This is a genomic window from Pseudoalteromonas sp. 2CM28B (assembly GCF_023161935.1).
In genome coordinates this window covers 64127-77957 of sequence record NZ_JALNTH010000002.1, presented here as the reverse complement: position 1 = coordinate 77957, position 13831 = coordinate 64127, and the positions used below count along the sequence as shown (strand labels likewise).

The window sequence follows — 13831 nt, the reverse complement described above, 5'->3', positions numbered from 1 at the left end:
AACACTAATTCTTTTTATTTAAAATATACCGGTTAACCGCCGCATTATGTTGCTTTAATGTGGTTGAAAACTGATGGCTGCCATCGCCTTTTGCTACAAAGTAAACATACTCGCTTTTAGGCGGGTTTACCGCAGCTAAAATCGCTTCTTTGGATGGCATGGCAATTGGCGTGGGCGGTAATCCGTTAATACGATAGGTATTATACGGTGTGTAATTTATCAAGTCTTTACGTTTAATATCACCGTCAAAATCTTCGCCTAGCCCATATATTACGGTTGGATCGGTTTGTAAGCGCATATTGGTGTTTAATCTATTTATAAACGCCGATGCAATTAACGGACGCTCACTGGCAAGCGCGGTTTCTTTTTCGATAATAGAGGCCATGATCAGTGCTTCATAGGCGGTATCGTAAGGTAAATCGTTTGCCCGTTGCTGCCAAGCATCAGCCAACGTTTGCTGCATTTTTTGCGCAGCACGTTTTAGTAAACTGCTGGCAGTATCATTGCTATGGTAATGATAGGTATCGGGGAATAACCAACCTTCTAGATGGGTTTGCCTACCTATTATTTGCTCGCCAAGTTGTTCGCGTTTTAAATCGTTTTGTAAGTGTGGTGCCGTACTTAGTGCATTTAATATATCTCTAAGTGCTTGGCCTTCAATAATGGTAAAACTAAAACTAACTTGCTCGCCTTGGTTTATTTTTTTTATATTGTTGATTACGCTATCTGCGCTTAACTCGTAAAAACCCGCTTTTAAATCGGTCAAGGTTGGGTCGAGTTTAGCTAATATTTGAAACCGCCAACAGTCTTCTACCCACTGTTGCTGCTGCCATTGACGGCACAACTTATTAAAGCCGGTGCCTTTTTTAACTTCAAATTGGGTGTTATCGGCTATCTGTAAGGGCGTTTGAATTGTTGCCTGTAATTGCTGATAGCCAATCACTGAGCTAAAAAAAGCCAGCAATAATACTGATACAATAACTTTTAACACTAAGCCTCCTTGGCTACTGTTAGTAATGACCGACTGTGAGCAATATCAAAACAGTGCTCGCCTATGCTTTTTACGGGCACAATTTTCATTAAACTATTACATACAAATACCGCGTCTGCTTGGGTAAGCTCATCAACGCTGATAGTTTTAAATTCAATTGCTAATTTATCACATAAAGATTGCAGAAAAACACCTTTAATGCCGCACTCATCAAGCCTGGGGCTAATTACTTTATTATTTTTTATTGCAAAAATATTAGCCGCCGAGGTTTCAATTACATTGTTGTTGTAGTCAAGTACAAGTGCATCATCACTTTGCTCGGTTTGTAGGGCATTTTTGATCAATACTTGCTCAAGTCTATTTAAGGTTTTAAGCCCTGCTAAGTGCGGTTGTAAAGCCAGTTTAATTGGACTGATGGCTAAACTAATTCCTGTCTCGTGTAAGCTGTTATAATGCGCTGGATAAGGTAAAACACTCACAATAATGTTTAAATTACATTCGCTTAGTGACGCATAGCCTCGCCCGCCCTCGCCGCGTGTTACCACTATTTTAACAACCGCTTGAACCTTTGATGCTATTTGCTGAGTAATGTGCGACTCAAGTGCGCTAAACTCAAGCGCTGGAAACCCTAAACGCTGCGCGCATTCAATTAAACGCGCTTTATGATAAGACCAATGTTCAACCTGTCCATCAGTAATAATCGCGGTTGTAAAAAAGCCATCGCCATAGTTTAAGCCTCTATCGCGGGTACTTACGCTACTGGTTTCACTTGCTGTTATTATTGTTTGCATATTTTTTTACACATAAAAAAACCCAGTTAAACAACTGGGTTCTTATTGTCGTTCGTTGTTAAAAAAGATTATACCTTTTTAAACAGTAACGAGCCATTAGTACCACCAAAACCAAATGAGTTACACAACGCGTAATCAAGTTTGGCGTCTCGTGCTGTGTGCGGCACGTAATCTAAATCACAGCCTTCATCTGGGTTGTCTAGGTTTATTGTGGGTGTTACTTTTTGCTCGGTCAACGATAAGATAGACACTATCGACTCAACAGAGCCCGCTGCACCTAGTAAATGACCCATCATCGATTTAGATGAGCTTACCATCACATCTTTCGCTGAATCACCAAAAATGGTTTTAACCGCTGACGTTTCGGCTTTGTCGCCCGCATGAGTAGACGTACCATGTGCGTTAATGTAGCCAACTTGCTCAGCATTTACTTGCGCATCGTTTAATGCGTTTTCCATAGCAAGAGCCGCACCTGCGCCATCTTCTGGTGGTGAGGTCATGTGGTAGGCATCGCCACTCATGCCAAAGCCAACAAGCTCTGCATAAATTTTAGCGCCACGGGCTTTAGCGTGTTCGTATTCTTCAACAACCACTACACCAGCACCATCCGAAAGCACAAAGCCATCACGGTCTTTATCCCAAGGACGAGACGCTGCTTGAGGGTCGTCGTTACGTGTTGAAAGCGCACGTGCGGCATTAAAGCCACCCATACCAATTGGCGTACACGCTTTTTCTGCGCCACCGGCAACCATTGCATCGGCATCGCCGTAGGCAATCATTCGCGCTGCATGGCCAATATTATGCAGGCCTGTAGTACATGCCGTCACAATTGAAATATTAGGACCACGCAAGCCGTGCATTATTGATAAATGACCTGAGATCATATTAATAATGGTAGACGGTACATAAAACGGCGATAACTTTCGTGGGCCGCTGTTTAGTAATTTAATGTGGTTTTCTTCGATTAGGGTTAAGCCACCAATACCTGAACCTACCGCTACACCAATACGGGTTGCGTTTTGCTCAGTGACTTCGAGGCCTGAATCTTGAAAAGCTTGAACACCCGCTGCAATGCCATACTGGATAAATAAATCCATTTTTTTAGCATCTTTTGGCGACATATAAGCCGATGCATCAAAATCATTGATTAAACCAGCGAAATGAGTACCAAATTTTGATGTATCAAAGTGGGTAATATTTTGAATACCACTTTTACCATCTAATAAGCCTTGCCAGGTTGATTGCACATCATTGCCTAGCGGCGTCAACATTCCTAAGCCAGTTACGACGACACGACGTTTAGCCACGGTTTGCCTCCAATAAGGAATTATTATTATACCAATTAACTTAGCTCAGTTTATTTCAGCGTTAACGCTGTTGCTAGTTATGTTATTAGTATTGGGGATGATCATACCCAAGCTACCTCAAAGTGCGAGTCTCAAACCAATAACCAACGCTGAGCAATAACAATTTAATTGCTGATGATGAGTGAGGGTTTGGAATTGAATCATGGACTTTGAGGTGGTTTGGATATAAAGATTAAAGGCAGCGAATGCTGCCCTTAATTTGCGATTAATTACTCAGCGTGAGCTGTAACGTAATCGATTGCAGATTGTACTGTAGTGATCTTTTCAGCTTCTTCATCTGGGATCTCAGTGTCGAACTCTTCTTCAAGAGCCATTACTAATTCAACAGTATCAAGAGAGTCTGCACCTAGGTCATCAACGAATGAAGCTTCGTTTTTAACTTCTTCTTCTTTAACACCTAGCTGTTCGATGATAATTTTCTTTACGCGTTCTTGGATATCGCTCATTCTTCTTTCCTTTATTAAAAACGCCAATGCGTTATTTTCAGATTGCGGCGTAGTTTACGTCCGATAATTCTCTGATTCAATCTTTTGACCATAAATAATTTGCTGGTCAAACCTGTTGAGTGTTTATTTTATCTTTTATCGCTTATTTTCACAGCGATTTCAAGTATGTTTAAAGCAAGTTTGCGAAAAATTCAATGTTTTTTAGCAAACTCATTGGTAATTTGTGGTTTAACTATTTCGCATTGCGAAGCTAAACCATGTACATCGCACCATTTACATGCAAAGTTTCACCTGATACGTACGCAGCGGCGTCAGATGCTAAATAACACACAGCTGCTGCAATCTCATCTGGCTGGCCTAAACGACCCGCAGGTACGTTTGCAAGCGTTGCTGCTTTTTGCTCATCTGTCAAATCATCCGTCATGTCTGTTTGGATGAATCCCGGTGCAACCACGTTAACAGTAATACCACGAGAAGCAACTTCACGCGCTAATGATTTAGAAAAACCGATAACACCCGCTTTAGCTGCCGCGTAGTTCGCTTGGCCAGCATTACCCATAGTGCCCACTACTGAGCCAATATTGATAATACGGCCGTTCTTTTTCTTCATCATTGGGCGAAGTACCGCTTTAGATAAACGGAAAATAGAACTTAAGTTGGTGTCGATAATATCGTCCCACTCGCTGTCTTTCATGCGCATTAATAAATTATCGCGCGTAATACCAGCATTATTTACTAAAACATCAATATCACCCAAATCGGCTTTAATTGCTGCTAATGTAGCCTCAATTGACCCAGGATCGGTGACGTTAAGCGCATAACCCTTACCGTTATCACCTAAGTATTCGCTAATTTTAGCCGCACCTGACTCGCTTGTCGCTGTGCCCGCCACCTTTGCGCCTTGTGCCACTAAGGTGTTTGCAATCGCTTTACCAATACCACGGCTAGCGCCGGTGATCAGGACAACTTTGCCCTCTAAAGAAAATAAATTACTCATATAATATACTCTTATTTAGCTGTATCGATTGATGCAAGGTCATTAACTGAGCCACACACCATCGCTTTATCAATGCGTTTTGCAAGTCCTGTTAATACTTTACCAGGGCCAAATTCATAACTTTGCGTTACGCCTTGTGCAACTAATGCTTGCACTGTTTCAGTCCAACGAACTGGGCTGTATAACTGACGTACTAATGCGTCTTTAATTGCATCGGCTGAACCTTCAGCTTTTACATCAACATTATTAATTACATCACACTTAGGTGAATTAAATGTTAAAGCCGCTAAATCAGCGGCTAATTTTTCAGCCGCAGGTTTCATAAGTTCACAATGCGACGGTACGCTGACCGATAATGGTAGCGCACGTTTTGCGCCGGCTTCTTTACAAGCTACTGATGCTCTATCTACTGCATCTTTATGACCGGCAATAACCACTTGGCCTGGCGAGTTGTAATTAACCGGTGAAACAACCTCACCTTGTGCAGATGCTTCACATGCCGCTTTAATTTCGTCATCACCTAAACCAATAATAGCGGCCATAGAACCCACACCCGCAGGGACGGCTTCTTGCATGTATAAACCGCGATTTTCAACCAGTTTTACGGCTTCACTTAGGCTGATCACATCGCTACATACCAGTGCTGAGTATTCGCCTAGGCTATGACCTGCCATGACAACGTCTGCATCTGGATTTGCAGCTAACCAATGACGGTAAATAGCAACGCTTGCTGTTAATAAAGCAGGTTGAGTACGGTGAGTTTGATTTAGTTTTTCTTCTGGACCGTTAAGAACGAGATCTGCTAGGTCGTATCCTAGTGCGGTTGATGCTTCTGCAAATGTGGCTTTTACTATGTCTGAGCTTTCAAGTAGCTCGTTTAACATACCCACAGTTTGCGAGCCTTGACCTGGAAAAAGAAGTGCAATTTTTTGTGCCATAGTTTGCTCTTTTAATTAAACAAAATAAATAATGTGTAACACGGCACGTTAACTGTTATTCAACCGCCGTGTCTTTAGAATGTGTTTTTTCGAAGATAGCAGCAATTTTATCCGGAAGTTGACGTTCTACTTCTTTCACTGCTTCGTCGATTGCGGCATGAAATGCTTTAGCTGAGGCATTTCCATGGCTTTTAACAACAATACCGCGCAATCCTACCAGAGAAGCGCCGTTATACTGGTCGGGGTTCACTCTTTTATAGAGTTTTTTTATGATTGGTGCCAATATAAACGCCATGCACTTGTAAACGACGTGCTTTTCGAGAGCGCGAGTGAATTTTTTCATGATAAGTTTAGCAATGCCTTCACAGGTTTTAAGTGCAACATTGCCAACAAACCCCTCACAGACAATAACATCGGCTTTGCCAGAAAAAATATCACTACCTTCACTGTAGCCAATATAATTAATCAGCTCGCTTTGCTGCATTAACTGCGCGGCTTGCTTAATTTCTTCATGGCCTTTTATATCTTCAGCGCCAATATTTAATAAACTGACTTTTGGGTTACTGCAGCCAAGTGCTTGGCCTGCAACCACTGAGCCCATAATGCCAAACTGATACAGCATTTGCGCATCACAATGCACATTAGCGCCTAAGTCGAGTAAGTAAACAGGATTTTTTCGTTCAGTAGGTACAGCAGAGATAAGTGCGGGACGTTTCACCCCTGGAAGCATTTTTAATACGTAATGCGCCATAAAAAATAGCGCCCCTGTATTGCCAGAACTAACACAGGCTTGCGCTTCACCCGATTTAACTAAATCAAGGGCAACACGCATTGAGGAATCTTTTTTTGAGCGTATAGCAACAGCGGGTTCGCAGGCATTGGTGACAACGTCATTACAATGGCGAATTATTAATCTAGGATGAGAAAGTGAATCGAGTGATTCTAATTGTTTAGCTATTACTTGCTCGTTGCCACATAAAATGAGTTTTAAGTTGGCATTAGCATTTACCGCGGAAACGGCTGCGGGGATAGATGAACGGGGGCCATAATCGCCCCCCATCATATCTAACGCTATGGTTAGATTGGTCAGCATATAAGCAATCTCTTAGTTAGAAATTACTTGAACGCCTTTGTAGTAACCATCTGCAGTCACATGGTGACGACGATGAGTCTCACCAGATGTTTGGTCTACAGTTAAAGTTGGACCACTGATCGCATCGTGTGAACGGCGCATGCCGCGTCTTGCACGAGACTTTTTGCTTTTTTGTACAGCCATAGTCTTCTCCTAAGAATCTTTCTTAAGTTGTTTCAAAATATCAAATGGATTTGGTTTATCATCTTCCGCCTTTAAAACACCAAAGCTGGCAGGCTCTGCTGTATAACTGCATGAAGCTTCGTTGTGGGTAGGCACTAATGGCACAGCTAAAATAAGCTCGTCTTCGATTAACTCAAACACGTCTATTTCACCATTTTCATCAAGTGTTACTTCGTCGTAGCTTTCTGGAAGATCATCTGACTCTGCATCCAAACCGACTGGCGAATACACAAAGTCTTGATCCAAATCCAACCCTAAATCACCATTACAACGTTGACAAGTGACAGTTACGTGTGTGGACAAATTGCCACTAATCACAACTAAACCTTGCTCATCGTTTTTGCAATGAATTTTTACCGCTATTTCACCTACTTCTTCCTGGATAACCCCTCGTAAACGAGGAAGTTTCTCAAGCGGTACAATGCCGTCATACTTTAAACGGTGTTGCGCTGCTTTGCCCGGATGAAGGGTGATGGGAATTTTCACCTTTTGCATAGGGGCTGCATCATATAGATAGTTAGTGGGTTAGTCAAAGTAAAAAACCAATTTTACATTGTTTTTCACGTGTTTTACTCACGGATCTGATTTATCCTAACTCAATCTGATTTACGCTAGGAAAACATGCCATGAAGCACTCTCTTATATTAGCCTCAAGCTCGCCTTTTAGGCAGTCTTTATTACAAAAATTTAATCTGCCTTTTGAAACGTTTTCGCCCGATGTTGACGAAACGCCTCACAGCAACGAAACACCTAACGATCTTGTTAAGCGTTTAAGCGAACTAAAAGCCGCAGCTGCGGTCGAGCATTTTGACCAAGGCTTAGCGATTGGCTCCGATCAGGTTGCTGTATTTAATGGCCAAATATTAGGTAAACCACACAATAAAGAAAACGCCATGAAACAACTCAGCTTATTTAGTGGGCAAACGATCACTTTTTTAACTGGCTTGTGTGTGTACGATATACACACTAAGCAAAGCAAAACCCTTGTTGAGCCCTTTAATGTAACCTTTAAAACGTTAACAACGGCGCAAATAAGTGCTTATTGCGATGCAGAGCAACCTTATAATTGTGCAGGAAGTTTTAAAAGTGAAGGCTTGGGTATTTGTTTATTTGAAAAGCTCAGTGGTGATGACCCAAATAATTTAATTGGTTTACCACTCATTAAACTCAGCCAGTTATTGGCTGAGTTTGGCTTAGATGTATTAAGCGCTCAAACTAACTAAGTAAAAGTTGTTGCAACTGCTGATAGTTGTCAGCGGTTGCAATAGGCGTAAACTCGTTTAATTGCGCAGCGTTGTGCACGCCCATGGTTACCCCTAGTCTATCCATACCTGCAGCTTTTGCCATTGCCATGTCGATTTGGGTGTCGCCTATCATCAATGCTTCGTCGGCGCTAATAGCCAGCTCTTCAAGTAGTTGATAGAGCATATCGGGAGCGGGTTTTGATTTAGCGTCGTCGCTGGTACGCGTGGCACTAAAAAAGTGACGCAACTGGCTTTCATCCAATAAACGCTCCAACCCTACCCGACTTTTACCTGTGGCAACCGCCAATATTACGCCTTGATTTTTTAACGCAGTGAGTACCTGTGCAACGTGATCAAACACCGGTGTTGGGGTGGTATCAAGCGCATACTGCTGTTTATAACCTGCAATAAGCGCTTCGTGATGCTCACTGTAATCAGGAAACAAGGTCGCTATTGCGTTTTCAAGCGACAAACCAATAATATTTTTACTGGCCGTATCGCTCGGCGGTTCAATATTGAGTAACTGTGCACTTTTGCGGATACAATTAACTATTTTGCTAATTGAATCCATAATGGTGCCGTCCCAATCAAAAATCACCAGCTTATAGTTTTTCATGGTGAGTGAGATCACGCTTTTGCTGCTCTAAGTTTAACTAAACAACTTGATAGTGCTTTGTCTAGTGGTGCTTCTACTCGCATGGTGGTTTCGTTTTTAGGGTGGTAAAAACTTAAATCATGGGCGTGTAAAAATAAGCGGTTTAAACCACGTTTACGCATTGACTCGTCAAACCCTTGATCGCCATATTTGTCATCACAAGCAATAGCATGACCTTGACACTGAGTATGCACACGAATTTGGTGAGTACGACCGGTTACAGGGGATGCTTGTACTAATGAGCAATCGTTAAAACGCTCAAGCACTTTAAAGCGGGTATGCGACGGTTTGCCCTCAGTGTTATCAACACGTACTACGCGCTCACCCGATTTTAGGGTGTTTTTGCGCAAGCCTTCAGTCACATTTTTTGTTTTAGAGTCCCATTGCCCCTCAACAAGTGCCCAATAATTTTTTTCCATGGTTTTTTCGCGTAATTGCTCATGCAAGGCAGTCAGCACAGAGCGGCGCTTAGCAATGAGTAAACAACCTGAAGTATCACGGTCTAAACGATGCACAAGCTCAAGGCTACGCTCTTCTGGGCGTAAAACACGTAATGCTTCAATAAGGCCATAGCTTAGGCCACTGCCGCCATGCACAGCCATACCCGATGGCTTGTTAATAACCATCAGGTATTTGTCTTCAAATAGAATATCGTCTTCAAGGCGAGTTACTTTATCGAGTTTTGAAGGGACAAACTCTTCACGCTCTGACACTCTGATTGGTGGTATACGAATAACGTCGTCTAGCTGCAATTTATACACAGGTTTAATGCGTTTTTTGTTTACACGCACCTCACCTTTACGAAGAATTTTGTAAACTGCGCTTTTAGGCACCCCTTTTAAATGGGTAATAAGAAAGTTATCAATACGCTGACCTAGGTGGTCTTCGTTGATAGTGACAAAAGTTACTTGTAAGCCGGTTTTTTCTGACATTGCCTAATCACTGATTTAAGTAAAATAATTTAGTTGCTAACACAGTTATAATAGTGGGATAATCAGCAGCGCAAATATTTCGTATTTGCAAATAACAACGGTGCTTTTTAACACATTAAAACATTCGTGATGCACATTCTGGGTAACCGATCATACAGATCCGAGTTAAGTTTTCCAAAGCTTTTATACATACCCAGTTAACACGTGCGCACAACTAACGGCAATGCGCGTAATATATTGCTGCTTAAGTTTGAACATGAATTGATTTTTAAAGTGATAACAAAAGCAATGAACAGATAATTTGTCTGATAGTGGCGGCGTAAAAAAACGCCGTTCAGAATTCGCTCAAATATTGTAGTACCGTACAGCAGCTTATTTAGAACTAAAAAAATCTAATAAATAAGCGTTCATTAACATCGGTAGCGATTTTTGCTCATAAAAACGATAACGGTAGTTTAAAAACGAAACTATGGTTTGAAGCTAAAGAGCCCTACGCACCTAATATGAATGCATTTAATAAGATTGTTATGACAGGCCAACTTCTGGATAAAACGAGTATTGGGCTAAACAGCCGACACGTTTGTATCCCCTTAGAATTTAATAGCGTGATTACACCCTATTGTTTGCCGGCATTTAAAATACTGCTTACTAAATACAGAGCCGTTCCGTTAAAGACCCAGTCGTGAGGCTGCACATTCTAAAAATAGGAACACCTGAACAGGCGAGAAAACATCGTCATGTCAGCGACACAAACTAGTAGAGTAACATTATGAAACGTATGCTAATCAATGCAACGCAGCAAGAAGAAATGCGCGTAGCACTGGTTGACGGCCAGCGCCTATATGATTTAGATATAGAAAGCCCAGGTCACGAACAGAAAAAAGCCAATATTTACAAAGGTAAAATCACACGTATTGAACCATCTTTAGAAGCAGCATTTGTTGATTACGGTGCTGATCGTCATGGTTTCCTTCCTTTAAAAGAAATTGCCCGTACTTACTTCCCGCAAGGTTACACCTTTCATGGTCGTCCGAATATTCGCGACGTGATCAAAGAAGGTCAAGAAGTTATTGTACAAGTTGATAAAGAAGAGCGCGGCCAAAAAGGGGCAGCACTGACTACCTTTATCAGCGTGGCAGGTAGTTATTTAGTACTTATGCCTAACAACCCTCGCGCTGGCGGTATTTCTCGTCGTATTGAGGGTGATGAGCGTACTGAACTTAAAGAGTCGCTAAGCCGCTTAGAACTACCTAAAGGTATGGGCTTAATTGTACGTACCGCGGGTGTTGGTAAATCGTTTGAAGAACTAAACTACGATTTAAAAGCATTATTAGTCCACTGGGAAGCCATTCAACAAGCGGCAGACAGTGCTAAAGCACCATTTTTAATTCACCAAGAAAGCAACGTAATTTTCCGTGCAATTCGCGATTATTTACGTCGTGACATTGGCGAAATTTTAATTGATAAGCCTCGTGTTTTTGAAGAAGCTAAAGCGCACATAGAGCGTTTTCGTCCTGATTTCATGAGTCGCGTTAAGCTTTATCAAGGTGATACACCGTTATTTACACATTACCAAATTGAAAGCCAAATTGAGTCTGCGTTTCAACGTGAAGTGCGCTTACCTTCAGGTGGTTCTATTGTAATTGACCCTACTGAAGCACTTACCTCTATCGATATCAACTCGTCTAAAGCAACAAAAGGCGGCGATATTGAAGAAACAGCGCTTAACACCAACCTAGAAGCGGCAGATGAAATTGCACGTCAACTTCGTTTACGTGATTTAGGTGGCTTAATTGTTATCGACTTTATTGATATGACACCTCCACGTCATCAACGTGAAGTAGAAAACCGCTTAAAAGATGCTGCTCGCCCAGATCGTGCGCGCGTACAAATTGGTAAAATTTCTCGCTTTGGCTTACTTGAAATGTCGCGCCAACGCCTTCGCCCTTCACTAGGTGAAGCAAGCCAAGGTGTTTGTCCACGTTGTAGTGGTCAAGGTACTATTCGTTCTAACGAATCAATCGCATTGTCTATTCTTCGTTTAATTGAAGAAGAAGCGATTAAAGACAACACCGCTCAAGTTAATGCTCAAGTGCCTGTTGCTGTTGCCGCTTATTTATTGAATGAGCAACGTCGTAGCGTTCACCGTATTGAAAAGCATCATAAATGTGATGTAGTGATTATTCCTAATCAACACATGGAAACACCTCACTACGAAGTAATGCGTTTACGTAAAGACGAAACACTTGAAACTGTAAGCTACGAGCAAGTTGTTGCGCCTGAGCCTGAAGCATTTGAAATGTCTAAATCGCCAGCGGCACCTGTTCGTGAAGAGCCGAAGCTTAAAGGCGTCGTTATGCCTTCAACGCCTGCGCCACAAGCGGCAGCAAAAGCTGCGCCGGTAGTAGAAGCAAAAGCTGAAATTGGTTTATTTGCCGCATTAGGTAAATGGATTAAGTCGTTATTTGGGTCTGATACTGAGCAAAAATCAGAAAAACAGACTGAAAAGCAATCGCAAGATCGCCCTAGTAATAATCGTGGTAATGATAATCGTCGTCGTAATAACAACCAACGTCGTCGTAATAATAACCCTCGTAATAAACCGCGTAACGAACGTACTGCAGACGCTGAAGCTAAAAATGAGTCGGCGCCTGTAAATGATACGCAAGAAAAGAATGAGAATCGCAATAAGCGCCGTCGTAATTCAAATACGCGTAAACGTCCTGAGCATAAAACTGAAGATAAAACGCAAGTAAAAGCAGAGGCAACTCAAAATACGGATACTGCAGTTAAATCTGATAAGAATGCTGAGCCAAAAGAGCAAAAGCCTAAGGTACGTCGTCAACGTCGTAATTTACGTAAAAAAGTTCGCGTACAAGACGAAAGCACAGAGCAAGTTCAAACAACTGAGCAAGCTGTTGAGCAACCAGTGGTTAAAGAAGACAAGCCACAAGTGAAAGAGCAAGCTCCTGTTGTTGAAAAGCAAGCGCCGGTATCTGATGAAAAAGCACCTGCACCTGCTAAAGAACAAGCTGAGGCTGTTGTTGATGCAAACGATAACGTGGCAACACAAGATGAAGAGCAAGAGCAAACACGTACTCGCTCACGTCGTTCACCGCGTCATCTTCGTGCATCTGGCCAACGTCGTCGTCGTCCTGAAGGTGAAGGCACGCAAGAGAAGTCTGATGAAGCGCCTGCTTTCATTCCAGTTGCGGATCAAGCCGCTGCTGAATACGAAGCAGAGCTAAAAGCAAAAGCACATAAAACGGCCGTTGATGCCTCTGATGCAGTTGAACAAAACATTGTTGAAGAAGAATTAGCGAAAGTTGAAGAGCCTGTAAAAGCTGAAGAACCAGTAAAAGCTGAAGAACCAGTAAAAACTGAAGAACCAGTAAAAACTGAAGAACCAGTAAAAACTGAAGAACCAGTGAAAGCTGAAGAACCAGTAAAAGCTGAAGAACCAGTGCAAACTGAAGAACCAGTGAAAGCTGAAGAACCAGTGAAAGCTGAAGAACCAGTGAAAGCTGAAGAACCAGTGAAAACTGAAGAACCAGTAAAAGCTGAAGAACCAGTAAAAGCTGAAGAACCAGTAAAAGCTGAAGAACCAGTAAAAGCTGAAGAATCAGTACCAGCTGAAGAAGTTGCTGTTGAAGCTGAAACAGCACCGGTTAGCGCTACTGAAACACCTGTAGAAGCGAAAGAAGCACCTGTGGTTGAAAATAAACCTAAGGCAGTTTCGCAAACGAGTTCAGCTAATGTAAACGCTAAAACAGTGATTACAGCAGGACATGCAAGTGCGCCAATGGCACAGCCTGCGCCTGTAGCCGATAGCGAAACCAAGCATACATCGGTTGCAATGGCACATGACAAACGTGAGTTAATCCCTGACAGCGGCCTTCGCCCTGGCTCGGTAAAACCTGCCGGTCGTGCAAGCTCAGCAATGACTAAAACGCTGAGTGCTGAATAAGCACTGAGTTTAGCTCAATGCATAAAAAAGCCGCGTTAATTTATTTTAACGCGGTTTTTTTGTCTGGCATTTATGTAACTGGCAACGGGGATCGGGTTACGAGGATCGGGTAAGGATTAAAGACTGAAGGTTAAAGGTTAAAACTACCCTGACACAGGGGGATATTAGTTTTTGTTTTGTATTCTCAG

13 protein-coding genes are annotated in these 13831 nt (G+C 42.2%); 2 read left to right on the top strand and 11 right to left on the bottom strand.

The window, feature by feature from the left end:
- Nucleotides 1-4 precede the first annotated feature (4 nt).
- From mltG to yceD, 9 genes are all read right to left on the bottom strand, one after another.
- On the bottom strand, nucleotides 5-991 hold the full coding sequence (gene mltG / locus MTN96_RS02860) for an endolytic transglycosylase MltG (protein WP_248530682.1): 987 nt from the start codon (nucleotides 989-991) through the stop codon (nucleotides 5-7).
- On the bottom strand, nucleotides 991-1782 hold the full coding sequence (pabC, locus tag MTN96_RS02855) for an aminodeoxychorismate lyase (RefSeq protein WP_248530681.1): 792 nt from the start codon (nucleotides 1780-1782) through the stop codon (nucleotides 991-993). The genes mltG and pabC overlap by 1 nt, the downstream gene beginning before the upstream one ends.
- Before the next feature lie 68 nt (nucleotides 1783-1850).
- Nucleotides 1851-3089 carry a beta-ketoacyl-ACP synthase II gene (fabF, locus tag MTN96_RS02850; protein ID WP_008109876.1) on the bottom strand — a complete coding sequence of 413 codons (1239 nt, stop codon included), beginning with the start codon at nucleotides 3087-3089 and terminating at the stop codon, nucleotides 1851-1853.
- Between the two features lie 269 nt (nucleotides 3090-3358).
- On the bottom strand, nucleotides 3359-3595 hold the full coding sequence (gene acpP, locus MTN96_RS02845) for an acyl carrier protein (RefSeq protein WP_008109873.1): 237 nt from the start codon (nucleotides 3593-3595) through the stop codon (nucleotides 3359-3361).
- A 250-nt stretch (nucleotides 3596-3845) separates the two neighbouring features.
- Nucleotides 3846-4592 (bottom strand): 3-oxoacyl-ACP reductase FabG, encoded by a 747-nt coding sequence (gene fabG, locus MTN96_RS02840; protein ID WP_036982969.1) that lies wholly within the window; start codon nucleotides 4590-4592, stop codon nucleotides 3846-3848.
- 11 nt (nucleotides 4593-4603) lie between these two features.
- Nucleotides 4604-5530, bottom strand: coding sequence for an ACP S-malonyltransferase (gene fabD / locus MTN96_RS02835; protein WP_036956225.1), 927 nt, complete (start codon nucleotides 5528-5530; stop codon nucleotides 4604-4606).
- 55 nt (nucleotides 5531-5585) lie between these two features.
- Nucleotides 5586-6623, bottom strand: a complete 1038-nt coding sequence (gene plsX, locus MTN96_RS02830; RefSeq protein WP_036982974.1) for a phosphate acyltransferase PlsX — start codon at nucleotides 6621-6623, stop codon at nucleotides 5586-5588.
- A gap of 12 nt (nucleotides 6624-6635) precedes the next feature.
- Nucleotides 6636-6806 carry a 50S ribosomal protein L32 gene (gene rpmF, locus MTN96_RS02825; RefSeq protein WP_008109865.1) on the bottom strand — a complete coding sequence of 57 codons (171 nt, stop codon included), beginning with the start codon at nucleotides 6804-6806 and terminating at the stop codon, nucleotides 6636-6638.
- 9 nt (nucleotides 6807-6815) lie between these two features.
- Nucleotides 6816-7340 carry a 23S rRNA accumulation protein YceD gene (yceD, locus tag MTN96_RS02820; protein ID WP_036982975.1) on the bottom strand — a complete coding sequence of 175 codons (525 nt, stop codon included), beginning with the start codon at nucleotides 7338-7340 and terminating at the stop codon, nucleotides 6816-6818.
- 131 nt (nucleotides 7341-7471) lie between these two features.
- On the opposite strand from yceD, the gene MTN96_RS02815 reads away from it, so the two are divergent.
- Complete coding sequence (locus MTN96_RS02815; RefSeq protein WP_248530680.1) at nucleotides 7472-8068, top strand: nucleoside triphosphate pyrophosphatase; 597 nt, start codon at nucleotides 7472-7474, stop codon at nucleotides 8066-8068.
- On the opposite strand, the gene MTN96_RS02810 is transcribed toward MTN96_RS02815, so the two are convergent.
- Nucleotides 8061-8705, bottom strand: a complete 645-nt coding sequence (locus MTN96_RS02810; protein ID WP_250653920.1) for an HAD-IA family hydrolase — start codon at nucleotides 8703-8705, stop codon at nucleotides 8061-8063. The two genes, MTN96_RS02815 and MTN96_RS02810, sit on opposite strands and share 8 nt — an antisense overlap.
- 11 nt (nucleotides 8706-8716) lie before the next feature.
- Nucleotides 8717-9676: a 23S rRNA pseudouridine(955/2504/2580) synthase RluC gene (gene rluC / locus MTN96_RS02805; RefSeq protein ID WP_036982979.1), complete on the bottom strand. Its 960-nt coding sequence runs from the start codon at nucleotides 9674-9676 to the stop codon at nucleotides 8717-8719.
- 769 nt (nucleotides 9677-10445) lie between these two features.
- On the opposite strand from rluC, the gene rne reads away from it, so the two are divergent.
- The gene (gene rne / locus MTN96_RS02800) at nucleotides 10446-13643 is read left to right on the top strand and encodes a ribonuclease E (RefSeq protein WP_248530678.1); all 3198 of its coding nucleotides are present in this window, start codon (nucleotides 10446-10448) and stop codon (nucleotides 13641-13643) included.
- The last annotated feature ends 188 nt before the right edge of the window (nucleotides 13644-13831 follow it).